Origin of the sequence: Arthrobacter sp. FW305-BF8 (assembly GCF_021789315.1) — a bacterium.
Taxonomy (GTDB): domain Bacteria; phylum Actinomycetota; class Actinomycetes; order Actinomycetales; family Micrococcaceae; genus Arthrobacter.
The window spans coordinates 4855132-4875023 of record NZ_CP084561.1 but is presented as its reverse complement, the minus strand read 5'-3'; the positions used below and the strand labels follow the sequence as shown (position 1 = coordinate 4875023).

General features: G+C 65.8%; 26 protein-coding genes. 14 read left to right on the top strand and 12 right to left on the bottom strand.

Annotation, left to right across the window (positions count from 1 at the left end; translation table 11 throughout):
* Positions 1 to 50 precede the first annotated feature (50 nt).
* Positions 51 to 386 (bottom strand): YnfA family protein, encoded by a 336-nt coding sequence (locus LFT45_RS22145; RefSeq protein WP_236805913.1) that lies wholly within the window; start codon positions 384 to 386, stop codon positions 51 to 53.
* 282 nt (positions 387 to 668) lie between these two features.
* Between LFT45_RS22145 and rpsF the strand changes: the two genes are divergently transcribed.
* The 4 genes from rpsF (at position 669) to rplI (ending at position 2452) form a co-directional block, all read left to right on the top strand.
* Positions 669 to 974: a 30S ribosomal protein S6 gene (rpsF, locus tag LFT45_RS22140; RefSeq protein WP_190602856.1), complete on the top strand. Its 306-nt coding sequence runs from the start codon at positions 669 to 671 to the stop codon at positions 972 to 974.
* Between the two features lie 55 nt (positions 975 to 1029).
* The gene (locus LFT45_RS22135; RefSeq protein ID WP_102972563.1) at positions 1030 to 1611 is read left to right on the top strand and encodes a single-stranded DNA-binding protein; all 582 of its coding nucleotides are present in this window, start codon (positions 1030 to 1032) and stop codon (positions 1609 to 1611) included.
* 130 nt (positions 1612 to 1741) lie between these two features.
* The gene (gene rpsR, locus LFT45_RS22130; RefSeq protein ID WP_003800144.1) at positions 1742 to 1981 is read left to right on the top strand and encodes a 30S ribosomal protein S18; all 240 of its coding nucleotides are present in this window, start codon (positions 1742 to 1744) and stop codon (positions 1979 to 1981) included.
* 18 nt (positions 1982 to 1999) lie between these two features.
* Positions 2000 to 2452, top strand: a complete 453-nt coding sequence (rplI, locus tag LFT45_RS22125; protein ID WP_236805912.1) for a 50S ribosomal protein L9 — start codon at positions 2000 to 2002, stop codon at positions 2450 to 2452.
* A gap of 122 nt (positions 2453 to 2574) precedes the next feature.
* Here the strand turns inward: rplI and LFT45_RS22120 are convergent, their stop codons facing one another.
* On the bottom strand, positions 2575 to 2997 hold the full coding sequence (locus LFT45_RS22120) for a DUF1801 domain-containing protein (protein ID WP_236805911.1): 423 nt from the start codon (positions 2995 to 2997) through the stop codon (positions 2575 to 2577).
* A 108-nt stretch (positions 2998 to 3105) separates the two neighbouring features.
* Between LFT45_RS22120 and LFT45_RS22115 the strand changes: the two genes are divergently transcribed.
* Together LFT45_RS22115 and LFT45_RS22110 are read left to right on the top strand one after the other, a co-directional pair.
* Complete coding sequence (locus LFT45_RS22115; protein WP_236805910.1) at positions 3106 to 3732, top strand: CE1759 family FMN reductase; 627 nt, start codon at positions 3106 to 3108, stop codon at positions 3730 to 3732.
* 70 nt (positions 3733 to 3802) lie between these two features.
* Positions 3803 to 4132 (top strand): TFIIB-type zinc ribbon-containing protein, encoded by a 330-nt coding sequence (locus tag LFT45_RS22110; protein WP_236805909.1) that lies wholly within the window; start codon positions 3803 to 3805, stop codon positions 4130 to 4132.
* 29 nt (positions 4133 to 4161) lie between these two features.
* Here the strand turns inward: LFT45_RS22110 and LFT45_RS22105 are convergent, their stop codons facing one another.
* Together LFT45_RS22105 and LFT45_RS22100 are read right to left on the bottom strand one after the other, a co-directional pair.
* On the bottom strand, positions 4162 to 4728 hold the full coding sequence (locus tag LFT45_RS22105) for a hypothetical protein (protein ID WP_236805908.1): 567 nt from the start codon (positions 4726 to 4728) through the stop codon (positions 4162 to 4164).
* A 2-nt stretch (positions 4729 to 4730) separates the two neighbouring features.
* Complete coding sequence (locus LFT45_RS22100; protein WP_236805907.1) at positions 4731 to 5210, bottom strand: hypothetical protein; 480 nt, start codon at positions 5208 to 5210, stop codon at positions 4731 to 4733.
* Between the two features lie 719 nt (positions 5211 to 5929).
* Here LFT45_RS22100 and dnaB point away from each other — a divergent pair.
* A complete protein-coding gene (gene dnaB, locus LFT45_RS22095) occupies positions 5930 to 7315 on the top strand; it encodes a replicative DNA helicase (RefSeq protein WP_236805906.1) in 1386 nt (461 codons plus the stop codon).
* Positions 7316 to 7325: 10 nt separating this feature from the next.
* Here dnaB and LFT45_RS22090 read toward each other — a convergent pair whose 3' ends face one another.
* Positions 7326 to 8300, bottom strand: a complete 975-nt coding sequence (locus LFT45_RS22090) for an acyl-CoA thioesterase (RefSeq protein ID WP_236805905.1) — start codon at positions 8298 to 8300, stop codon at positions 7326 to 7328.
* 150 nt (positions 8301 to 8450) lie between these two features.
* On the opposite strand from LFT45_RS22090, the gene aztD reads away from it, so the two are divergent.
* Positions 8451 to 9830: a zinc metallochaperone AztD gene (aztD, locus tag LFT45_RS22085; RefSeq protein WP_236805904.1), complete on the top strand. Its 1380-nt coding sequence runs from the start codon at positions 8451 to 8453 to the stop codon at positions 9828 to 9830.
* Between the two features lie 156 nt (positions 9831 to 9986).
* On the opposite strand, the gene LFT45_RS22080 is transcribed toward aztD, so the two are convergent.
* On the bottom strand, positions 9987 to 10421 hold the full coding sequence (locus tag LFT45_RS22080) for a DoxX family protein (protein WP_236805903.1): 435 nt from the start codon (positions 10419 to 10421) through the stop codon (positions 9987 to 9989).
* Positions 10422 to 10575: 154 nt separating this feature from the next.
* Here LFT45_RS22080 and LFT45_RS22075 point away from each other — a divergent pair, with 154 nt between their 5' ends.
* From LFT45_RS22075 to LFT45_RS22065, 3 genes are all read left to right on the top strand, one after another.
* Positions 10576 to 11931: an MATE family efflux transporter gene (locus LFT45_RS22075; protein ID WP_236805902.1), complete on the top strand. Its 1356-nt coding sequence runs from the start codon at positions 10576 to 10578 to the stop codon at positions 11929 to 11931.
* A 48-nt stretch (positions 11932 to 11979) separates the two neighbouring features.
* Positions 11980 to 12573 carry a hypothetical protein gene (locus LFT45_RS22070; protein ID WP_236805901.1) on the top strand — a complete coding sequence of 198 codons (594 nt, stop codon included), beginning with the start codon at positions 11980 to 11982 and terminating at the stop codon, positions 12571 to 12573.
* Positions 12574 to 12684: 111 nt separating this feature from the next.
* Positions 12685 to 13092: a hypothetical protein gene (locus LFT45_RS22065; protein ID WP_236805900.1), complete on the top strand. Its 408-nt coding sequence runs from the start codon at positions 12685 to 12687 to the stop codon at positions 13090 to 13092.
* Between the two features lie 21 nt (positions 13093 to 13113).
* Here the strand turns inward: LFT45_RS22065 and LFT45_RS22060 are convergent, their stop codons facing one another.
* The gene (locus LFT45_RS22060; RefSeq protein WP_236805899.1) at positions 13114 to 13659 is read right to left on the bottom strand and encodes a CGNR zinc finger domain-containing protein; all 546 of its coding nucleotides are present in this window, start codon (positions 13657 to 13659) and stop codon (positions 13114 to 13116) included.
* A gap of 106 nt (positions 13660 to 13765) precedes the next feature.
* Between LFT45_RS22060 and LFT45_RS22055 the strand changes: the two genes are divergently transcribed.
* Positions 13766 to 14800, top strand: a complete 1035-nt coding sequence (locus tag LFT45_RS22055; RefSeq protein ID WP_442863636.1) for an EamA family transporter — start codon at positions 13766 to 13768, stop codon at positions 14798 to 14800.
* 83 nt (positions 14801 to 14883) lie between these two features.
* Here the strand turns inward: LFT45_RS22055 and LFT45_RS22050 are convergent, their stop codons facing one another.
* Positions 14884 to 15150 (bottom strand): WXG100 family type VII secretion target, encoded by a 267-nt coding sequence (locus tag LFT45_RS22050; protein WP_236805898.1) that lies wholly within the window; start codon positions 15148 to 15150, stop codon positions 14884 to 14886.
* Positions 15151 to 15361: 211 nt separating this feature from the next.
* Here LFT45_RS22050 and LFT45_RS22045 point away from each other — a divergent pair, with 211 nt between their 5' ends.
* Entirely contained in the window at positions 15362 to 15634 is a 273-nt protein-coding gene (locus LFT45_RS22045) for a DUF2277 domain-containing protein (protein ID WP_190602887.1), read from the top strand.
* Positions 15635 to 15644: 10 nt separating this feature from the next.
* On the opposite strand, the gene LFT45_RS22040 is transcribed toward LFT45_RS22045, so the two are convergent.
* From LFT45_RS22040 to LFT45_RS22025, 4 genes are all read right to left on the bottom strand, one after another.
* Complete coding sequence (locus tag LFT45_RS22040) at positions 15645 to 17996, bottom strand: heavy metal translocating P-type ATPase (protein ID WP_236805897.1); 2352 nt, start codon at positions 17994 to 17996, stop codon at positions 15645 to 15647.
* 60 nt (positions 17997 to 18056) lie between these two features.
* Positions 18057 to 18287 carry a heavy-metal-associated domain-containing protein gene (locus LFT45_RS22035; protein WP_236805896.1) on the bottom strand — a complete coding sequence of 77 codons (231 nt, stop codon included), beginning with the start codon at positions 18285 to 18287 and terminating at the stop codon, positions 18057 to 18059.
* Positions 18288 to 18346: 59 nt separating this feature from the next.
* Positions 18347 to 18703 (bottom strand): metal-sensitive transcriptional regulator, encoded by a 357-nt coding sequence (locus LFT45_RS22030; protein WP_236805895.1) that lies wholly within the window; start codon positions 18701 to 18703, stop codon positions 18347 to 18349.
* Between the two features lie 284 nt (positions 18704 to 18987).
* A complete protein-coding gene (locus LFT45_RS22025; protein WP_236805893.1) occupies positions 18988 to 19494 on the bottom strand; it encodes a universal stress protein in 507 nt (168 codons plus the stop codon).
* Positions 19495 to 19670: 176 nt separating this feature from the next.
* On the opposite strand from LFT45_RS22025, the gene LFT45_RS22020 reads away from it, so the two are divergent.
* On the top strand, positions 19671 to 19871 hold the full coding sequence (locus LFT45_RS22020) for a hypothetical protein (RefSeq protein ID WP_102972543.1): 201 nt from the start codon (positions 19671 to 19673) through the stop codon (positions 19869 to 19871).
* The last annotated feature ends 21 nt before the right edge of the window (positions 19872 to 19892 follow it).

The window sequence follows — 19892 nt, the reverse complement described above, 5'->3', positions numbered from 1 at the left end:
TCCGCCCGGTTGGCCGATTATGGCCTGACCGGGCGGATGTCTTTGTTTTGTCAGCCCTGCCTGGGGGCGAACATGATGACGGCGACGCCGACGAGACAGACAGTGGCCCCGATGAGGTCCCAGCGGTCGGGCCGGAAGCCGTCCAGAAGCATGCCCCACACCAGGGAGCCGACGATGAAGACCCCGCCGTACGCCGCCAGGACCCGGCCGAAATGGGCATCCGGCTGGAAGGCTGCCACAAAGCCGTAGAACCCCAGCGCCACGATTCCGAGTCCGGCCCACCACCACGCCTTGTCCTCGCGCACGGCCTGCCAGATCAGCCAGGCTCCGCCGATCTCCGCCACGGCGGCCAGGGTGAAAAGGAGCACGGATTTCAGAATCGTCATGGCTCCAGTATTCCGGGCCGGGTGTTGTCCACCGCCCCGGCCGTATGACCCGTTCCGACGCCTCGGTTTTCCACATAGCCGGACCGGCAGTTCCGGGCCAGCCGTCCGGGCCCATAGCCTTGGAACTGTCCGAATCGCGGAAACCCTCCCGGGTGCACTAAGATAGTGAAGTCTGTGCTGCGCCCTGGTCCTTTTTCGGCCGCGGGCGTGCACGGCATCGCAAATGAACCTCCTGTTACGGAAATACCGTAACCGCTTAGCCCAAAGGAGGTGGGTTCACATATGCGTCCTTACGAATTGATGGTAATCATCGACCCCGAGGTCGAAGAGCGTACCGTAGAGCCGTCGCTTCAGAAGTTCCTGAACGTCATCACCAACGATGGTGGAACCATCGAAAAGGTTGACATCTGGGGCCGTCGCCGTCTGGCTTACGACATCAAGAAGAAGTCCGAGGGTATCTACGCCGTGGTGAACTTCACCTCGACGCCGGCTACCGCCAAGGAACTTGACCGCCAGCTGAGTCTCAACGAGACCATCATGCGCACCAAGATCACCCGCCCCGAAGAGCAGAAGGTTGTTGCTGAGTAATTTCAGCTACCAACTTTCATTCTTTACACCGCAGGAACGAACAAGGAGGCAGTAGATGGCAGGCGAAACCACTATTACGGTCATCGGTAATCTCACCAATGACCCCGAACTGAGGTTCACACCGTCAGGTTCGGCAGTAGCGAACTTCACCATCGCGTCCACGCCTCGCACCTTCGACCGCCAGTCCAATGAGTGGAAGGACGGGGAAACCCTGTTCCTCCGCGCTTCGGTCTGGCGCGAGGCAGCGGAGAACGTCGCCGAGTCCCTCACCAAGGGCACCCGCGTGATTGTTTCCGGCCGCCTGAAGAGCCGTTCCTACGAAACAAAAGAAGGCGAGAAACGCACCGTTATCGAGCTCGAAGTCGACGAAATCGGCCCGAGCCTGCGTTACGCCAATGCCAAGGTCAACCGCACCCAGCGCTCCGGCGGCCAGGGCGGCTTCGGCGGCGGCAACAGCGGCGGATTCGGTGGCGGTGGATTCGGTGGCGGCCAGGGTGGAAACCAGGGCGGCAACACCGGAGGAAACTGGGGCGGCAACCAGCAGCCCGCAGCGCAGGAAGACCCCTGGGCCACGCCCGGAGTCAGCAATGCGGGCGGCGGCTGGGGCAACGGCCCGGATTCCGAACCTCCCTTCTAAACAACACAACAAAGGTCCGGCGCAGCATCCGCCAGAGCGTTCCATATGGCACGTTCTGTGCACGCCGCGGTCGGACCACCACCATCCCGTGGATCACGATTCACGGGCTCCCTAGAATAGGAGCTCCACGATGGCTAAGGCTGAACTCCGTAAGCCCAAACCAAAGTCCAACCCCTTGAAGGCCGCTGACATCACTGTCATCGACTACAAGGACGTAGCATTGCTGCGCAAGTTCATCTCCGACCGCGGAAAGATCCGCGCCCGTCGCGTCACTGGCGTTACGGTGCAGGAGCAGCGCAAGATCGCCCAGGCAATCAAGAACGCCCGCGAAGTTGCCCTGCTGCCCTACTCCGGCGCTGGCCGGGGCTAAGGAAAGGGATTAACTAACATGGCAAAGCTCATTCTGACCCACGAAGTAACCGGTCTCGGTGCTGCTGGCGACGTTGTCGAGGTCAAGGACGGTTACGCACGTAACTACCTGCTGCCCCGCGGTTTCGCCCTGACCTGGTCGAAGGGTGGCGAGAAGCAGGTTGAGTCCATCAAGGCTGCCCGCGTCGCCCGCGAGCACGCTTCCCTGGAAGATGCTCAGAAGCAGGCCGCCGCTCTGTCCGCCAAGCCGGTCAAGCTGGTTGTCAAGGCCGGCGAAAGCGGCCGCCTGTTCGGCACGGTCAAGCAGGCCGACGTCGCCGACGCTGTTGAGGCCGCAGGCCTTGGCCGCATCGACAAGCGCAAGGTTGAACTGCCGGCTCACATCAAGTCGGTCGGTTCCTACCAGGCCAACGTCCGTCTGCACGACGACGTTGCCGCTGTGATCGAACTCGACGTAGTCGCAGGCAAGTAGCAGGTCCGGCATTTGCCGGATCTACTACGCAGTCCTGAACTGCTGACGGCCCCCGCCGTCGGTTTCCTCCGGGAACCCGACGGCGGGGGCTTCGTCATTTCCGGCAGGTTTGGGCCGGCTGCCTATTCCTGGTGCAGGACCGTGGTGCAGTAGCGGTAGCCGAGGCTGATCAGCTCGGCAAGCACGGCTTCGTCGACGTCGGCCAGCTTGTTGATATAGAGGCAGCCGGCGCCGGTCTTGTGCTTGCCCAGACGCTCGAGGAGCATGGACGACTCCGGCGCATTTGTCAGGCCGTAGAGCGAGAGGCTGGCCTTGCGGGGCGAGAACCCCACCGCTGCGGTGTCCCCTTCGCGCCCGGTGGCGTACTTGTAGTGCACCCTGCCGAATCCGACGATGGTGGGGCCCCACATCTCAGGTTCCTGGCCCGTCAGTTCTGCCATGAGGGTACGCAGCCGCAGGGCGTCCTGCAGGCGCACCGGGTGCTCCACAGCAGCGATGAACTCGTCCGCAGAAACCCCGGTCACCTGTGTCTTGTTTTCCGCCATGGACGCAGTGTACTGGGCGGCCGACGGGGTGGCGGAATAAAAGGCGGACCTGTCCGGTTGAGCGGATAGATGCAAATGCATATATAGCGCCAAACAGAGGAGACCGCCATGGAGACCCGCCGCATCACTGTTCTGTCCGCCGGACTGGGAGTGCCGTCGTCGAGCCGTCTGCTGGCCGACCAGCTGGCTGCCGCCGCCACACGGGAGCTGGCTGCCGCCGGCTACGAGGTGGTCATCGACGTCGTGGAGCTCCGCGATCTGGCCGTGGACATTGCCAACAACTTCGTCACGGGTTTTGCCCCGCCCCGGCTGGCAGAGGTGATCGCCGGCGTCGAGGCCTCTGACGGCATCATTGCGGTCTCACCGGTGTTCAGTGCGTCCTACAGCGGGTTGTTCAAGTCGTTCATCGACGTCCTGGACCCCAAATCACTGGACGGCAAAGCGGCCCTCCTGGGGGTCACCGGCGGAACGGACCGTCACCAGATGGTCCTCGACCACGCCATGCGCCCGCTCTTTAGCTACCTCCGCACGCGGACGGCCGCCACGGCCGTCTTCGCCGGGCCCCAGGACTGGGGAAACACGGATGACGGCGGCACTCCACTTTCGGTGCGGATCGAACGGGCCGCGGCCGAGTTCAGCCGTCTCCTGGAGGGGGGCCAGCCGGGCCGCAAACCGGCCCTGCTGGAGTCGCTGCCCTTTGAACAGCTGCTGGCCGGGATCTCAGCCGGCCAGTAACGCGAACTAATCACAGCACCTGCTCGTTGTGCCGGGCATGAAATGTCCCATTGATTCTTCAGACCTGGTCATGAGCGAACGCAGCGGCGTGGAAATCGACTACTGCCCGCAGTGCCGGGGTGTGTGGCTGGACCGCGGCGAACTGGACAAAATCATCGACCGCGTCAACACCGGGGCGCCGGCGGCACCAGCGGCGCCCGTTCCCCCTGCACCTGCGTCACCTGCGCCTGGCATGGCGCCTCCGCCGCTGTACCGCAACTTTGAACCGCGGCGTGACGAGCCGCTGCGGGACCAGCCGCGGTACGACGACCGGAACTACGGCAAGGGCTACGACCGCGACTATGACCGCCGCCGGCACAAGAAGAAGGAAGGCTGGCTGGGCGACCTGTTCGACTTCTGAGTAGCGCCCGGCCGGGCAGCCGGCGGTAGTTAGTCGTCCAGCAGGGCGATAAATTCGCGCGCCTGTTTCAGCGTGATGTCGGAATGCCGGGTCAGCGCATTGGCAGCTGCTTCGGTATTGCCGCTCTTGGCGAGTGTGCGGATGCGGCCGTAGATCTCGTCATTGAGCATGTTGCTGCTGACCTCCCGGGTGACATCGCCTTTGCTGGCTATGGCCCGGTACCTGTACGGGAACCGCTGCGGTGGCTCGTCGTCGTCCTCGGGTTCGCTGGGTTCCTGGGCCGGTGACTGGAAAGGCTGCGGGTGGGCTGCCAGCGCCGCCACTGCGTCCCGTGATGCGCGCAGTCCCTGCCCTGATACCTCGTAGTACAGCTTGATCGCAGCCATGGCCTGGCCCTGGGCGATGAGCGCGTACAGCCGCCGGTGTTCATCCTCGGACAGCTTGGCTGCCGCTTCCCTTGCCAGCTCTGCGGACTCCACAGGCGGTTTGGCCGGCTCCCTGGCACTGCGCCGGCGGTGGCCCAGCGCACGGGCTGTGAGGGCCACGGCCACAGCAACGGCCACGAGGATCAGGAAGGGGATCAGGAGCGATTCCATGGTTACAGCCGATCTACATATTGCTTGGCGGTGAAAAGGTTGGAGTGGGTGGCCTGGCGCAGAAGCCTTATGGCCTGGAGCTTCTGACCGTTGCGCACCAATGCCTGCAGCTGCAGCGCCAGCTCCGGGTTCAGCGTGGCCCCGGTCGCCAGTGCCGCAGGGTAGGAGCCGTGCGGGTAGTCAGCATGATGGCCGGGATCCTGGGCGGGGTGGCCAAGCGGAAGTGTCTGGCGATGGTCATGCTGCTGGATCTGCTGTTGCCGGTTCTGGCTGGGCAGGGCCGCAGCCTCCAAGCGTGCCCGGGCCGTCATGGCTGCCTGAACCTGGGCCGCATAGTGGGCCTGGGAACGCCTTGCCAGATCCAGCTGGTAGCGGTCCGCGTCGGACATGCCCCCATCTCGCGGCTTCAATGCCGTTGCGAGAGCCCAGAGGGATGCGGCGAGGATAAGGGCAGGAACCAAGACTGTCAGAACGTCGCCCATACCTAGAGCTTAACGCCAGATCCGCGTTATCCACAGCATATGCCCGGCTGCGCATGGTGCACTCCGCACGTGATGCTGGCGATGACCCCGGACGGCAAGATTCCTCCGGGCGGCATGCATCCGGGAACGGACGGGGACATATGCCGGTGATCCGTATCACAAAGTGGGAATGTGGAGGGGAAAAAGGCCTTCTGACACTGGAACTACCGGCCGGTATCCCCAGCGGACGCCTCCGGCTGTGGATGAAGGTTTATGCAAAACTTTAATTCGTCCACAGGGAAATCTGAATGTTTCCGCAGGTCAAGCCGCACATATGCCGAAAAGAAAATTTCTATCCACAGCTTCCCCCACAGGCTGTGCACAAGCAGCAGTACGTTGTGCACACGTTATCCACAGGGGTGCGGAACCGCGGGCTTTGTGAGTGGGCAGGCGGGCGCTAACGTAGCGGAGACACCCCATTCGGGTGAGTTTTCCCTTCCGGCCTGCAGACCGGGGGCCAGCGGACAGCCGGGCTCCGGGTGATTAGTGCTGCCCTGTGGAAAACCTGTGGATGAGGCGTCGCCGGGGTTCAGTAGCCCGGACCTAAAAAATGTCAGGACCTGCTGGTGTAGTTGCATTAGCCCGGGCAGCAGTTTTTGCTGCGCGGCACACCCGCGGCACACGGCACACGCGCCGCAGTCCTCCTGCACGGACTGCGGACACAATGGAGGACGGCAGCTTTGTCAGTTACGCACCTGGACTCAATCGAAGGTACCCGCGAATCCGAAGGCAGCCGCAAACCTCCCCAGGACATCCCCGCCGAGCAGTCCGTCCTGGGCGGCATGATGCTCTCCAAGGACGCCATTGCGGACGTGGTTGAGATCCTGCGCGGGCAGGACTTCTACCGCCCCGCCCACGAAACCATCTATGAGGCCGTCATCGACCTCTACGGCCGCGGCGAACCCGCAGATGCCGTCACGGTGTCCGATGAGCTGACCAAGCGCGGCGAGATCAACCGGATCGGTGGACCGGCCTACCTCCATGAGCTCATTCAGACGGTACCCACGGCCGCGAATGCAGGCTACTACGCCGAGATCGTGGCCGAGCGCGCCGTGCTCCGGCGGCTGGTCAATGCCGGTACCAAGATCGTGCAGCTCGGCTACGGCCAGGACGGCGAAGTCGAAGACCTGGTCAACCAGGCCCAGGCGGAGGTCTACGCAGTCGCCGAGCGGCGCACCGCGGAAGACTACGTCGTGCTGAAGGACGTCATGGAGTCCACCGTGGATGAGATCGAGGCATCCGGCCACCGCGGCGAAGGAATGGTGGGCGTTCCCACCGGCTTCTACGAGCTGGACGAGTTGACGCACGGGCTGCATCCGGGCCAGATGATCGTCATTGCCGCCCGGCCCGCCGTGGGTAAGTCCACCTTCGCCCTGGACTTTGCCCGCTCGGCCGCCATCAAGAACAACCTCGCCACGGTGATGTTCTCCCTCGAAATGGGCCGCAACGAGATCGCCATGCGCCTCCTTTCGGCCGAGGCCACGATCGGCCTGCAGGACCTCCGCAAGGGCACCATCAAGGACGAGCAGTGGTCCAAGATCGCCACCACCATGGGGCGCATGAATGATGCCCCGCTGTTTATTGACGACAGCCCCAACATGTCCCTTATGGAGATCCGCGCAAAGTGCCGCCGCCTCAAGCAGCAGCACGATCTTAAGCTTGTGATCCTCGACTACCTTCAGCTGATGAGCTCCGGGAAGAAGGTGGAGTCCCGCCAGCAGGAAGTCTCCGAGTTCTCGCGTGCGCTGAAGCTGCTGGCCAAGGAACTTCAGGTCCCCGTCATTGCACTGTCGCAGCTGAACCGTGGTTCTGAGCAGCGCCAGGACAAGCGGCCAATGGTCTCTGACTTGCGTGAATCGGGGTCCATCGAGCAGGACGCCGACATGGTGATCCTGCTGCACCGTGAAGACGTCTACGACAAAGAGTCCCCGCGTGCCGGCGAGGCGGACATCCTCATCGCCAAGCACCGCAACGGCCCCACCAAGGACATTGTTGTGGCCTTCCAGGGCCACTATTCGCGGTTCGCCAACATGGCGGGGGATGCCGGAGGCGGCGGCGGCTTCTAGGCTGCCGCTGCTAGTGCGGCTGTGACTGCAGCAGGTGGTTGGGGAGCCTGTTCCCCGGGGCCGCCGCCCTGATCTCCAGGAGCTCCCGGGCATGGGCGTGGAGCCGCTTGTCCTCCTCGGACACGGGCGTCCATGCGGGGATGGGGACCGAAGTGCCCTCGGCGTCGCGGGCAACCATCACGGTGAGGCAGTACGTGGTCAGGTTCAGTTCACGGCCCTTGGGGTCCCCGGAACGGACGTGTACGGCAATGTGCATGCCCTTGGTGCCCGTGTAGACCAGCCGGGCCTCCACCTCCACCACGTGGCCAATCAGCAGCGGCCGGTAGAACCGGACCCCGCCGGAGAAGACCGCCACCGTGTCCCGGCCGCAGTAGCGTGAGGCGCACACATATGCGGCCTCATCGATCCATTTCATGACGATCCCGCCATGGACTTTCCCGCCCCAGTTCACGTCCGTGGGCGCCGCCATAAACCGCAAGACGACGCGCTCGGCGGTGCCGGCATCGGTATATTCCTGGGCGCTCATGGCTTCGACGATCTGTTCCCGGATACCGATCCGCGCCAGGGCATGGTCCCGCTGTTCCAGTTCTTCCGCCGTTATGGGCTCGAACTGCTGTACCGGGATGGGTTTCCCGTCCTCGCCAACCGCCACAAAAATCACCATGCACTGGCTCCGCATGGTGGCCGGCCCGCCTTTCGGGTCCCCGGAGGAGACCACCGTCCGGATATGCATGGAGGAGCGGCCCGTGTAGACGATGGTGGCGGTGACCTCCACCATGTCGCCAACGTTCACCGGGTCGGCGAAGTGGATGTTCCCTACGTAAGCGGTGACACAGTAAGACTTGGCCCAGCCGACGGCGGCCGCATAGGCCGCCTTGTCCACCCACTCGAGCACCGTTCCGGCGTCAACGGATCCGCTGTGGCCCACGTCCATGGGGGCGGCAAGGAAGCGGAGGGTTACTGAGTTGGCGGCAGTCTCGCTCATGGTCGCAGTTTACTGACCGCAGTCCTCGGGGCAGGTCCCGGCCTTCACAAACGCGCTCCCGCGCGCCATAAGCCCGGGAAGCCTGCCCTCCGACGTCATGAAGGGGCACTTATCGCCCGGGCGCTATTAATAATGATTATCATTAGTGTCATGTTATCGAAGCGACCTGTTCTTCCTGCCCGAACCACCACCCGCCGGCGCGGCCGCCCCATCCCGTCATTCGCCACGCCCTTCGCGCCGCCGTTCACAAGACCGCACGCAGTCCGGTTGGCGGCGGCCTCTGCGGCTGCCCTCCTCCTGTCCGGCTGCGGGGGGAGCCCCGGTCAGGAGGCGGCCGAAAGTTCTGCCGGCACTTCCAACGTCGAGACCGCAGAACCCGCGGAACTTCGCGCCCCCAAACCACGCCTCGCGTACAGCTACGAGGGCGGCATCGGAGTGCTGGACGCCGGGACCCTCGAGCCCGTGGCGGACGTCGAACTGGACGGCTACAACCGCATCAGCGCGGCCGGGGACGGCCGCCACGTCCTGGTGGCAGCGGATGACTCGTTCCGCGTCCTCGACGCCGGAGTCTGGACCGAGCGGCACGGCGACCACGGCCACTCCTATGCCGCCCAGCCCACGCTGACGGATTACGCGTTCGAGGCGAGCAAGCCCGGCCATGTGGTGCGGCACGCCGGAAGAACTGTCCTGTTCAGCGACGGGTCCGGCAAGGTGGAGTCCTTTGAGTCCGCTGCCCTCGGAGAATTGCCGGAACACGGCCTTCCGGAGACAGTTACCTACACGGCACCCGCGGCCCACCACGGCGTAGCGGTGGAGCTGGAGGACGGGAAGCTGCTGGTAACCGTGGGCGACGAGAACGCCCGCAACGCCGTGGCCCTCCTCGGGCAGGCCGCGGGCTCGGGCCGCAAGGAGACGGGTCCGGACCGCAGGGAGATTCTCCGCAGCCAGAGCTGCCCCGGTGTCCATGGCGAGGCAGTGGCTGGCGAGAACAACGTGGTCTTCGGATGCGAGAACGGGATGCTGGTTTTCAAGGATGGCAGGTTCTCCAAGATCTCCAGTCCTGACGCCTATGGCCGGATGGGCAACCAGGCAGGTTCACCGGCGTCGCCCGTGGTGCTCGGCGACTACAAGGTGGACAAAGACGCGGTCCTGGAGCGGCCCACCAGGATTTCGCTGGTGAATACGGACACGAAGGCCCTGAAGTTGGTGGAGCTCGGCACGAGCTATTCGTTCCGGTCACTGGGGCGCGGGCCGGCCGGGGAGGCTCTGGTGCTCGGCACCGACGGCGCGCTGCACGTCCTCAACGCGGCGACGGGCGCCACCGTGTCCACGATCCCCGTGGTTGCCGCGTGGCAAGAGCCAGAGGCGTGGCAGGACCCCCGGCCAGCCCTGTACGTCCAAGGCTCCACAGCTTATGTAACCGAGCCGGCAACGGGGCAACTTCACGCCGTCGACCTGAAGGCGGGCAAGACCGCCCGCACGGCCACTCTGGCTCACACGCCGGATGAACTGACGGGTGTCACCGGCTGACCAACTGAGCGGCTGAACCAAGAACAACCCGACAAGAAAGCGCAATTAACAGCAAAACGACGGCGGCCGCCCACCGTGCACCGAAGTGCCGGGAGCGGCCGCCGTCGTCGCTTCCTAACAGTCACCGCTCTGGAGCGGTGACTCGTTCAGGGAAGGTTACGCGAGAACCTTGAGCTTGGAGTTGCTGCGGCCGAACAGGGCTGCGTCCGCCGAGAGGCGGCCAGCTCCTGCGAGGGCGATGGCCGCTGCCGCGGCTGCGAGCAGGAGAACCAGCTCGTAGCCGCCGTCGGCGACGAAGACTCCGGCCGAGGCGTGGACCAGGAAGAGGGCGCCGAGCATGTCCAGGGCGAGCAGGGCGGCGAAGACGCGTGTCAGCACGCCGAGGATGAGGGCGATGCCGCCCACGAGCTCCAGGGTGGCGACGACCGGGGCGGCGACCTCAGCGGCCGGAACCCCCATCTTGGTGAAGGATGCCTGCGTCCCGGCGATGGTGAACTCGCTGAACTTCTGCCAGCCGTGCGCGGCGAAGAGGAATCCCGTGATGACTCGCAGGATCGTCAGGGCTGTGGTGGTCTGGGTGGACTGGTTCATGGAGATTCTCACCGTTCGGTTCGATTGGGGGTTGTCTCTTTTGGGCACGCGGTCCGGAGCGCGTCCGGCGATGCTTCCCTTCCACTGTCCCGAAGTTTTGTTGAAGTGTCAACTAATGTGTCACGTTTATCTTTTTTTCGGCGGCTAGGCTGAGATGGTGCCCCCATCGCCTTCCGCCGCCGTTTCCACCCCAAAGCCCGACAGCCACGGCCGGGAAATCCTCCGGCTTGCCGTTCCTGCCTTCGGCGCGCTGATTGCCGAACCGCTCTTTCTGCTGGCCGACTCGGCCATTGTGGGGCACCTGGGTGTTGCCCAGCTGGCCGGCGTGGGGCTGGCCTCGGCGGTGCTGCATACCGCGGTAGGGCTGATGGTCTTCTTGGCGTACTCCACCACCCCTGCCGTGGCGCGGGCAGTGGGGGATGGCCAGATCGGAAGGGCACTTGCCGCCGGGCGCGACGGCGTCTGGCTGGCCTTGCTACTCGGGACTGCGTTGGCGCTGGCCGGCTTCCTCGCCGCCGAGCCGCTGATCGGGCTCATGGGGCCGAGCCCGGAAATCCGCACCTTCGCCGTCGACTACCTGCGGTGGTCCATGCCCGGGCTGGTCGCGATGCTGCTGATCTTCGCCGGTACGGGCGTGCTAAGGGGGCTGCAGGACACCCGGACACCATTGGTGGTTGCCACGGCGGGATTCACGCTGAACATCGTGCTGAATTTGGTGCTGGTCTACGGCCTCGGGCTGTCCGTCGTCGGGTCTGCGGTGGGAACCAGCATCGCGCAGTGGGCCATGGCCGCGGTGTATCTGGTGATGGTGCAGCGCAACGCCCGTCACCACGGTGTCAGCCTGCTGCCCGACTGGCACGGGATCCGGGCCATGACCAGGGTGGGCTCCTGGCTCATGCTGCGCACCCTGAGCCTCCGCATCGCCATCCTCGCCACCGTGCTCGTGGTCACGGCCCAGGGTGCAGTGAACCTGGCTGCCCATCAGCTCGCCATGACAGTCTTCACCTTCCTCGCCTTCGCACTGGACGCCCTGGCCATCGCCGCACAGGCGCTGATCGGCAAGGAGTTGGGAGCCTCCAACCCCGGCAAGGCGCGCATCATGACCCGGACCATGATCCGCTGGGGTATCGGCTTTGGTGTGGCCACCGGCGTGCTGCTCGCCGTGGCGGCGCCTTTCGCCGGGGCCCTCTTCACGCCCGACGCCGGCGTCCAGTCGGTCCTGACCGCGGCACTGTTGGTACTGGCCGCGGGCCAGCCCCTGGCAGGGTACGTGTTCGTCCTCGACGGGGTGCTGATCGGGGCCGGCGACGCGAAGTATCTGGCGATTGCCGGCGTCGTAAATCTTGCTGTGTACCTTCCGCTGCTGCTGGCGGTGCCGCTCGCCGGGGCCGGCGGCGCGGCGGCGCTCGTTTGGGTGTGGGTGGCCTTTTCGCTGGGCTACATGTGCGCACGCGGCCTGACCCTGGGGCTGCGGGCCAGGACAGACCGCTGGATGGTGCTCGGCTCGTAGCCTGCGGCCCGGATTCGCCGGTTCAGGCCGACGCACTAAACTGGAGCGGTGACTTCCCCCGCTGCCCCTGCTGAATCCGACGTGCCTTCCCCTCCGGCGGAGCTGTGGAAACCCGCCCTGCTCCGGGCCGCCGCCGCACTGGCGTTTGGTGCCGTGACCGTGTTCTGGGCTGCGCCTTCGGCGACCGGGATGTCGCTCGCGGGCGGGGCGTACCTGCTGGCCACCGGCCTGATCCTGCTGTGGGGCATTCCGCTGACCGGGTTCCGCCGCGAGGCGCCTGCCGGCCGCATTCTCTCCGCCGCGGGAGCTGCCCTGACCGGCGCCGGCGTGGCCCTGCTGTTCCTGCAGGGCAGCCTGGTGTTCGCCGTCGTTGGCGCTGTGGGGCTGGCCGTGGCGTCGGGGGCCGAACTGTACCTGGGCATCAGGTTCCGTGGGCGGCATGTCTTGGCCCGCGACTGGCTGGCATCGGGAATCATCGGGCTGGGCACGGCCGGCACCCTTCCGTTCTTTGTGGGGCTTGGTCCGCACGCGCTGCTGGGCGTTGCGGGCGGCGGCGCCATCATCTCGGGCGTGCTCTGGATTCTGGCAGGCCTCTCGCTCCGGCATGATGCGCGGGCGGCCGCGTCAAAGGCCGTAAACTAGTACCAAGGGTTCTACTCCTTGTAGAACAGCCTTTGGCTACCAATACCTTCAAGACCAGCACACAGCACAGCGGGCAGGCCGCATCGCGCCGCCCGCACGGGAGGAATCACCTTGGCACACCAGAAACCAGGAGAACCGCGCAATCTGCGGACCTCGGTCAAGGGACCCCTGATGTTCTCCGCCTTCTGGGCTGTGGTGGCGTTCTTCGCGGTGCTGATCTTTGCCTCCGGCGGCAGCGCCCGGTCGCCGCGGTTTGACCTGGCCTTCATTGCCGCCGGCATCGCCTTCATTGTCACCCTCGTCATCGCGGCGATGCTGTCCATGAGCTACAAGGACAACGCCGCGCACCTGGGTAAAGGCTCCGGCGTGAACCTGAGCTCGGCCCGGAGGTCCTCCCCGGGACATGGCGGCCACGGGACTCAGGGAGCCCAGAGTGAGGGAACCCAGCGCCGTCCGGATGCCCCGGGTGCCGGTACGGCCGGAACCGGTGAGCCCGGGCCCGACGGCGGGGCCTCCTAGCGCCCTTCCCCCCGGCGGGCCTTACTCCCCGGTGGCGCGGCGCGCACGGTAGGCCGCGACGTGCGCGCGGTTGGCGCAGTTTCCGGTGTCGCAGTACCGCTTGGACCGGTTGCGGCTGAGGTCAAGGACCGCCGCGTCGCAGTCATCGGCCGCGCACACGAGCATGCGGTCCATCTCCTTGCTGCGGATCACGTCCACCAGCGCCATGGCGGCTTCGGTGCCTAGCCTGTCCGCCAGCGGGGCATCGTGCGTGGTGGCATGCAGGTGCCAGTCCCACTGGTCGTGCTTGAGGAGTTGGGGGAGTGCGTGGGCTTCCCGCAGGAGCCGGTTCACAGTGGCCACGGCTGCATCCTCGTCCGCGGTCCATAAAGCTGTCAGTTCTGAGCGGAGTGCGTGGACGGCGGCCAGTTCGGCGGCGTCGTGGGTGCGGGAGCCGATAAAGCCCTCCTGCCGGAGGAACTCGTCGAGGTCCTCCACCGTGGCCAGGCTTTCCCCGCCGTTGGCGGCAGAGTTGATGAGGTTCACCACGAAGCGCAGTGAGAGTTCTGTGTCAGGGGCAAAAACCACCTTGACTCCTTACGGTGCGGGGCGTAGTGTCAGGACCAATACCCCACTTTACTCCTGACGGGAGACCTCCGTGTCCGCACCGATCCGCCGCGCCAACACAGCGCTGATTTCTCCGGCTACGGCTACGGCCACGGCTCCCGCCGCGGCCGGGGCCTCGCCAGAGGCCTCCGGCTTCCTTGCGTCAGGACTGGGCATCGCCCTCTTTTCGTCAGCCGTCTTCGGGCTCTCCGGCTCCTTTGCCAAATCACTCCTGGAAACCGGCTGGACACCCGGGGCAGCCGTCACGGCCCGGCTGACAGCGGCCGCACTCATCCTTGCAATCCCTGCTGTCCTGGCGCTTCGCGGGCGCTGGAGCCAGCTGCCGTCCAACTGGGTCACGATCGTGCTGTTTGGCCTGATCGGTGTGGCTGCCTGCCAGCTGTTCTACTTCAACGCCGTGGCCCGGCTGTCCGTTGGTGTGGCCCTCCTGCTCGAATACCTCGCTCCGGTGTTGATCGTCCTGTGGCTCTGGGTGGCCAGCCGGAAGCGGCCCCGCCCCCTGACAATTGCGGGGACGCTGCTGTCCCTGGGCGGCCTTATCCTCGTGCTGGACCTCACCGGCTCGGTAAAGGTCGACGCCGTCGGTGTGTTCTGGGGCCTCGCCGCTGCCGTCTGCCTGGCCATGTACTTCTTCATCACGGCCAAGCAGAATGACACCCTGCCGCCCATCGTTCTGGCGTCGGGCGGGCTTCTGGTGGGGGCAGCGGTTATGTGGCTGACGGCAGCCACGGGACTCCTGCCCATGGCCATCAGCACGGCCGACACTGAGCTCGGTCCGTGGACAACCCCCTGGTGGGTTCCGCTGGGCGGACTCGTGCTGCTGGCCACCGTGCTGGCCTACGTCTCAGGAATCGTGGCGGCGCGCGCACTCGGGTCCAAAGTGGCCTCGTTCATTTCCCTCACTGAGGTCCTGTTCGCCGTGATCTGGGCCTGGCTGTTGCTTGGTGAACTGCCCGGCCCCATCCAGCTCCTCGGCGGCGTGCTGATTGTCGGCGGGGTCTTGTTCGTCCGGCTGGATGAGCTCCGGGGAGCCAAAGCGGGCGACCAAGCAAAGGTGAACGGACCGCTTGACCACGCGAACGACGTCGAACCCGTCCCCTGAGTCTTCAAAAGTTCAGTAGCTAACCGCTTAAATGCCGGAGGGCCGGACGCATGCTGCGTCCGGCCCTCCCGTGCGTTACCGGTCTAGCCCTGGGAAGCTTCAGTCTGCTGCTGGGCGTTGCGGGTTGCCTGCTGGCCCGCCTCTTCCAGGGCGCGTGCCACCCTCTCGAGGGCCGGAAGGTGGTTGCTCCTCCAGTCGTCACGGAACCGGTCAGCGTCCGGGCCCCTCCAGTCGACGCCGTCGAGCTGATTGTTCAGCTGGTTCTTCTGGTTCTGGATGTCATTCGAACCAGCCGTGAGCCTGGTGCCCAGGTTCCGCAGCGCTTCAACATCTGCACCCAACAAAGCCATGACGTATCTCCTTTAATCAACGGACCCGATCCACTCGGCATCCCCCGTGGCCTCCGGCTCGTCCGGAAGATCCATTGCCTCAAACCTATCCTTAGCCCAGAACGGGGTCGATGGGCAGCGCTCCCCATGGAGTTCTCCCCATAGGCACTTGCCCCGCCCGAAGCGGGGCGAAAGGGTCGATCCTGGGCGCTCCAGAGCCTAGCATGGGGGTATGTGCCGGAATATCCGTACCCTCCACAACTACGAACCGCACGCTACGTCCGAGGAGATCCACGCCGCAGCGCTGCAGTACGTGCGCAAGGTGAGCGGCAGTACCAAGCCGTCGAAGGCGAATGAGGAGGCGTTCGAGCGCGCCGTGCACGAGATAGCCCACGTGACCCAGCACCTGCTCGACGCCCTCGTTACCCACGCTCCCGCGAAGGACCGCGACGAGGAGGCCGCCAAGGCGAAGGCCCGCTCGGCCATCCGCTTCGGTACCGCCTAGGTCCGGGGCACTACCTGCCGAAGCGGCGAAGCCTGAGCGAGTTGGCCACCACCAGCACGGAACTCGCTGCCATGGCCACCCCTGCGATCATCGGATTGAGCAGGCCGAGGGCCGCCAGGGGAATGCCCATCGCGTTGTAAAAGAAGGCCCAGAACAGGTTGGTCTTGATGGTGGCCAGGGTGCGGCGGGACAGCTCGATCGCGGTGGCCACCTGCCCCAGGTCGTTGCCCATCACGGTCAGGTCGGCGGCTTCGATCGCCACGTCTGTGCCGGAGCCCATCGCGATGCCCAGATCGGCCTGCGCCAGGGCGGCGGCGTCGTTCACGCCGTCTCCCGCCATGGCCACGGTCGCGCCGCCGGCTTGCAGCCGGCGGACTGCGTCCACCTTGCCTTCGGGCAGGACGCCGGCGAAAACATCGTCCGCGGCGATTCCGACGGCGGCGGCCACCTGCGCTGCGACGGCGGTGTTGTCGCCGGTGAGCAGCATGGGCCGCAGGCCCAGGGCCTTGAACCGCGCGACGGCCACCGCCGATCCCGCCTTGACCGTATCCCGCAGTTCGACGATGCCGGCAGCCTCGCCGTCCACCGCCAGCCAGATGGCTGTGGCGCCGGACTGTTCGGCGGCGCGGAGCGCCTGGTCCTGTGCCGGCGTGGGCTCCACGCCGTTGTCCCGTAGCCACCCGCTCCGGCCGGCGACCACGAGCCGGCCCTCCACGGTGCCCACCACTCCGCCGCCGGGTGCGGACCGGAAGCCGACGACGGCGGGCAGGCCGGCGTCGTCGTCCGCTTCCCTGCCGCTGTGGCTGGTGTGCGACGGCTGCCCCATGGCGGGCACGGCGGACCGTGCGGCGGCGGCGATCGCGGCGGCGATCGGATGCTCCGACGCCGACTCGACCGCACCGGCCAGCCGCAGGACTTCCGCCTCGCTGAACGGGGCGAATGCCACGGTGGCCTCGACGGAGAGCTGGCCGCTGGTGACGGTTCCGGTCTTGTCCAGGAGGATGGTGTCCACCGTGCGGGTGTCTTCCAGGACCTGCGGACCCTTGATGAGAATGCCCAGCTGCGCACCGCGGCCGGTGCCGGTGAGGAGGCCCACGGGGGTGGCCAGGCCAAGGGCGCAGGGGCAGGCGATGACCAGCACGGCCACCGCGGCTGTGAAGGCGGCGCGGAGCTCCGGGCCGGTGATGTCCTGTCCGGCGGCGAGCAGCCAGCCGGCGAATGTGAGGAGGGCGATGGCCAGGACCACCGGCACGAATACTGCGCTGATGCGGTCCGCAAGCCGGGCGATGGGTGCCTTTCCGGTCTGCGCCTGGGAAACGAGCCGCCCCATCTGGGCCAGGGTGGTTTCCGCGCCGACACGGGTGGCCCGGACCAGGACCCGGCCGGACGTGTTGATGGTGGCACCTGTGACATGGCTGCCCGGACCCACGTCCACCGGCACTGATTCGCCGGTGACCAGGGAGGCATCCACCGCCGAGGCGCCGTCCACCACCACGCCGTCGGTGGCGATCTTTTCGCCCGGGCGGACCACGATCAGGTCCCCGACAGCCAGCCGGCTTGCCGGGATCTTCACCTCGGCGCCGTCCTGCAGGACGGTGGCGTCCTTGGCTCCCAGGTCCAAGAGGGCCCTGAGCGCGTCACCGGCCTTCGCCTTGGCGTTCGCCTCCAGGAACCGGCCCAGCAGAAGGAACGTGGTGACCACGCTGGCCACCTCGAAGTACAGGCCGCCGGAACCCGCGCCACCCATCTGCTCCATGCCGGGGTGTTCGGTCAGGCGCGGATCGGCGAGGAGTTGCCAGGCGGAAAACAGGTAGGCAGCGATGACTCCGAGCGATACCAGCGTGTCCATGGTGGAGGCGAGGTGGCGGGCGTTGATGGCGGCCGCCTTGTGGAACGGCCACGCAGCCCAGCTGACCACCGGCAGCGCCAGGGCGCCCGCCACCCAGCCCCAGTTGGGGAACTGGAAAGCCGGGAACATCGAGATGAGGAACACCGGCACGGCCAGGACCGCCGCGACGAGCAGGCGCGGCTTCAGCTCTGATGCCCTGCCGCCGTGCGCCATATGGTCTTCGTGATGCGGGGCGACGTCGGCCGCGGTGTGGTCGTGGTCCTCCTCGATGACCGTTTTAATCCTCGCCTTGTAGCCGGCGGAGGCTACCTGGTCTGTGATCTGTTGGTCCGTGATGCCGGCCGGGACGGTCACGTGCGCTGTTTCCAGGGGGAGGTTGACGGTGGCCTCGACGCCGTCAAGCTTGGCGAGCTTCTTTTCAACCCGGTTCACGCACGACGCGCAGGTCATGCCCTCGACGTCGAGTTCGATCACCCGGCTGGCGGAGCCTGCGGAAAGGTGTTCGGTGCCCATGACTGGTCCTTCTCTGGTGGTGCTCGATCTTGGCCGTGCTCGGTACGAATGGGAGGCGCGTCAGGCCTCGTTGGCCACCACCAGGTAGCCCGCCTCGGCCACTGCCTCGCCGATTTCGGAGGGGGAGAGCTTCTGCGTGGAAGTAATGGTGACGGTCGAAACGCCGCCGGCGTTGAGGTCGACGTCGATTTCCTCGACGCCGGCCAGCGCCTCGAGCTCCTCGCTGACGGCTGATACGCAGTGCCCGCAGGTCATGCCGGAGACGTGGACTTTGGTGGAGATGGTACTCATTGCTGGCTCCTAGTTGGTGCGATAACGGGGTTGGTCGGCTGGTGGGTGGTGGTTTGCCGCTAGCGCAGCAGGCGCCCGATGGCACCCGCCGCCTCCTTGACCTTGAGGTCGATGGCTTCAGCCCGCAGGTCAGGATCAGGCTCGGAGGCCGCCCCGACAACGCAGTGGCCAATGTGTTCTTCCACGAGGCCGAGGCTGACGGCGTGCAGGGCCTTGGTCACGGCCGCGACCTGCGTCAGGATGTCGATGCAGTATTTGTCTTCCTCAACCATCCGGGCAATGCCACGGACCTGTCCCTCGATCCGCCGGAGCCGGCGCAGGTACGCATCCTTGTCCGCCGTGTAGCCGTGCTGCGGGGCCTCTGCAATCGCTTCTTCGTTAGGCGCCGCCGGCGTCTGTCCTTCGGAAGTTTCCATGCCCCAAAGTTATACCCCTAGGGGGTATCAGTCAAGGGTGATGCGGCAGGTCAACGCGGATGCGGAAAGTGAGCGCGCGGGCAAGACCGCTTGTGCCCTCGGAGGTTTTTGGGCAACAAAAAAGCTCCGGAGCGCGTTATTGGGGGATACGCACTCCGGAGCAGTCTTTGGGCGGGCCTGCGGCGGCCTGCCTGATCAGCTTACTTGCCGGTAGCCATGTTGGCCACCACCTCGAATAACTACTTTCGCTTTACTTTTCCACCATTGTCTTGGGCGGCTGCTGGCTACTCGGCCCTGTCCTGGTGTGCGGCCATCCGGAACGGGACCACCAACACGGGGCGGCTTTGGTGGTGGGTGAGCCATGCGGCCACGGAGCCGTTCAGGAGTTCAGTGATCCGGTGCCCGAAGCCGCGCTCCGGCGTGCCCACAATGATCATGGGGGCATTGACCTCGGAGGCCAGCCTGCCGAGGGCCCGTGCGGGATCCCCGGCAAGCGTGCGCAAGGTCCACGCCGGCCCTCCGTCCTGTAGGGCCGAGCCGATGGCCGACTTCAGTTCCGTCGTCACGGAACGGATGTCGTCGTCGTCCCTGTCGGGATGCAGCGAAAGCCGGTGCGCAGAGCGCGCGGGATCCCACTCAACCAGGTAGCTTGCTTCGTCCACGTAGGCGCACAGCAGCGGGGCGGACAGCTTTTGGGCCAGAGTGACCGCGGTCTTGAGGACCTCCGGATGCTGACCGGGGACCATGCCCACGAGGAGGGGAGGCGGCCCGCTGAAATGCTCTGCATCCATAATCAATTGTGTGCCTGCGGCGTCAGGAAAGACCATAGCCACAGCCCTTTCGGCCCAGCTCAGCGACGGTTTTTGGCCCTGCGGCACGGGTGCTGTCCCGCGGAGAAGAGTGCTGATTTTCCCTTGAATCCCGGCCGTGGCGAGCCTAGCGTGGAGACGTAGAAAGGCGGCGTCCCATGCAGATTTACATGTGGTGGCTTGATCTTGACCTGAAAAGCAAGGAGTGGCTTCGCGAAAACCTGCGGGCCGGTGACGTTCCGCTGTTCGTGATGCAGGGGATCGCCGAGGCGGGAGGTCCGCACCCGGATACACCGCAGGCAGTCTTGACCGAAGCCGAGTGGGATTTCATCGAGACGCAGTCTGAATTTGTGGACTGAACGGTCCGCGGACGCGTGGCC

Excerpts from the sequence above, each read along its gene's own strand:
- LFT45_RS22145 (WP_236805913.1), bottom strand. The coding sequence starts at position 386 with ATGACGATTCTGAAATCCGTGCTCCTTTTCACCCTGGCCGCCGTGGCG.
- rpsF (WP_190602856.1), top strand. The coding sequence starts at position 669 with ATGCGTCCTTACGAATTGATGGTAATCATCGACCCCGAGGTCGAAGAG.
- LFT45_RS22135 (WP_102972563.1), top strand. The coding sequence starts at position 1,030 with ATGGCAGGCGAAACCACTATTACGGTCATCGGTAATCTCACCAATGAC.
- rpsR (WP_003800144.1), top strand. The coding sequence starts at position 1,742 with ATGGCTAAGGCTGAACTCCGTAAGCCCAAACCAAAGTCCAACCCCTTG.
- rplI (WP_236805912.1), top strand. The coding sequence starts at position 2,000 with ATGGCAAAGCTCATTCTGACCCACGAAGTAACCGGTCTCGGTGCTGCT.
- LFT45_RS22120 (WP_236805911.1), bottom strand. The coding sequence starts at position 2,997 with ATGGCGGAAAACAAGACACAGGTGACCGGGGTTTCTGCGGACGAGTTC.
- LFT45_RS22115 (WP_236805910.1), top strand. The coding sequence starts at position 3,106 with ATGGAGACCCGCCGCATCACTGTTCTGTCCGCCGGACTGGGAGTGCCG.
- LFT45_RS22110 (WP_236805909.1), top strand. The coding sequence starts at position 3,803 with ATGAGCGAACGCAGCGGCGTGGAAATCGACTACTGCCCGCAGTGCCGG.
- LFT45_RS22105 (WP_236805908.1), bottom strand. The coding sequence starts at position 4,728 with ATGGAATCGCTCCTGATCCCCTTCCTGATCCTCGTGGCCGTTGCTGTG.
- LFT45_RS22100 (WP_236805907.1), bottom strand. The coding sequence starts at position 5,210 with ATGGGCGACGTTCTGACAGTCTTGGTTCCTGCCCTTATCCTCGCCGCA.
- LFT45_RS22090 (WP_236805905.1), bottom strand. The coding sequence starts at position 8,300 with ATGAGCGAGACTGCCGCCAACTCAGTAACCCTCCGCTTCCTTGCCGCC.
- aztD (WP_236805904.1), top strand. The coding sequence starts at position 8,451 with ATGTTATCGAAGCGACCTGTTCTTCCTGCCCGAACCACCACCCGCCGG.
- LFT45_RS22080 (WP_236805903.1), bottom strand. The coding sequence starts at position 10,421 with ATGAACCAGTCCACCCAGACCACCACAGCCCTGACGATCCTGCGAGTC.
- LFT45_RS22075 (WP_236805902.1), top strand. The coding sequence starts at position 10,576 with ATGGTGCCCCCATCGCCTTCCGCCGCCGTTTCCACCCCAAAGCCCGAC.
- LFT45_RS22050 (WP_236805898.1), bottom strand. The coding sequence starts at position 15,150 with ATGGCTTTGTTGGGTGCAGATGTTGAAGCGCTGCGGAACCTGGGCACC.
- LFT45_RS22045 (WP_190602887.1), top strand. The coding sequence starts at position 15,362 with ATGTGCCGGAATATCCGTACCCTCCACAACTACGAACCGCACGCTACG.
- LFT45_RS22040 (WP_236805897.1), bottom strand. The coding sequence starts at position 17,996 with ATGGGCACCGAACACCTTTCCGCAGGCTCCGCCAGCCGGGTGATCGAA.
- LFT45_RS22035 (WP_236805896.1), bottom strand. The coding sequence starts at position 18,287 with ATGAGTACCATCTCCACCAAAGTCCACGTCTCCGGCATGACCTGCGGG.
- LFT45_RS22030 (WP_236805895.1), bottom strand. The coding sequence starts at position 18,703 with ATGGAAACTTCCGAAGGACAGACGCCGGCGGCGCCTAACGAAGAAGCG.
- LFT45_RS22025 (WP_236805893.1), bottom strand. The coding sequence starts at position 19,494 with ATGGATGCAGAGCATTTCAGCGGGCCGCCTCCCCTCCTCGTGGGCATG.
- LFT45_RS22020 (WP_102972543.1), top strand. The coding sequence starts at position 19,671 with ATGCAGATTTACATGTGGTGGCTTGATCTTGACCTGAAAAGCAAGGAG.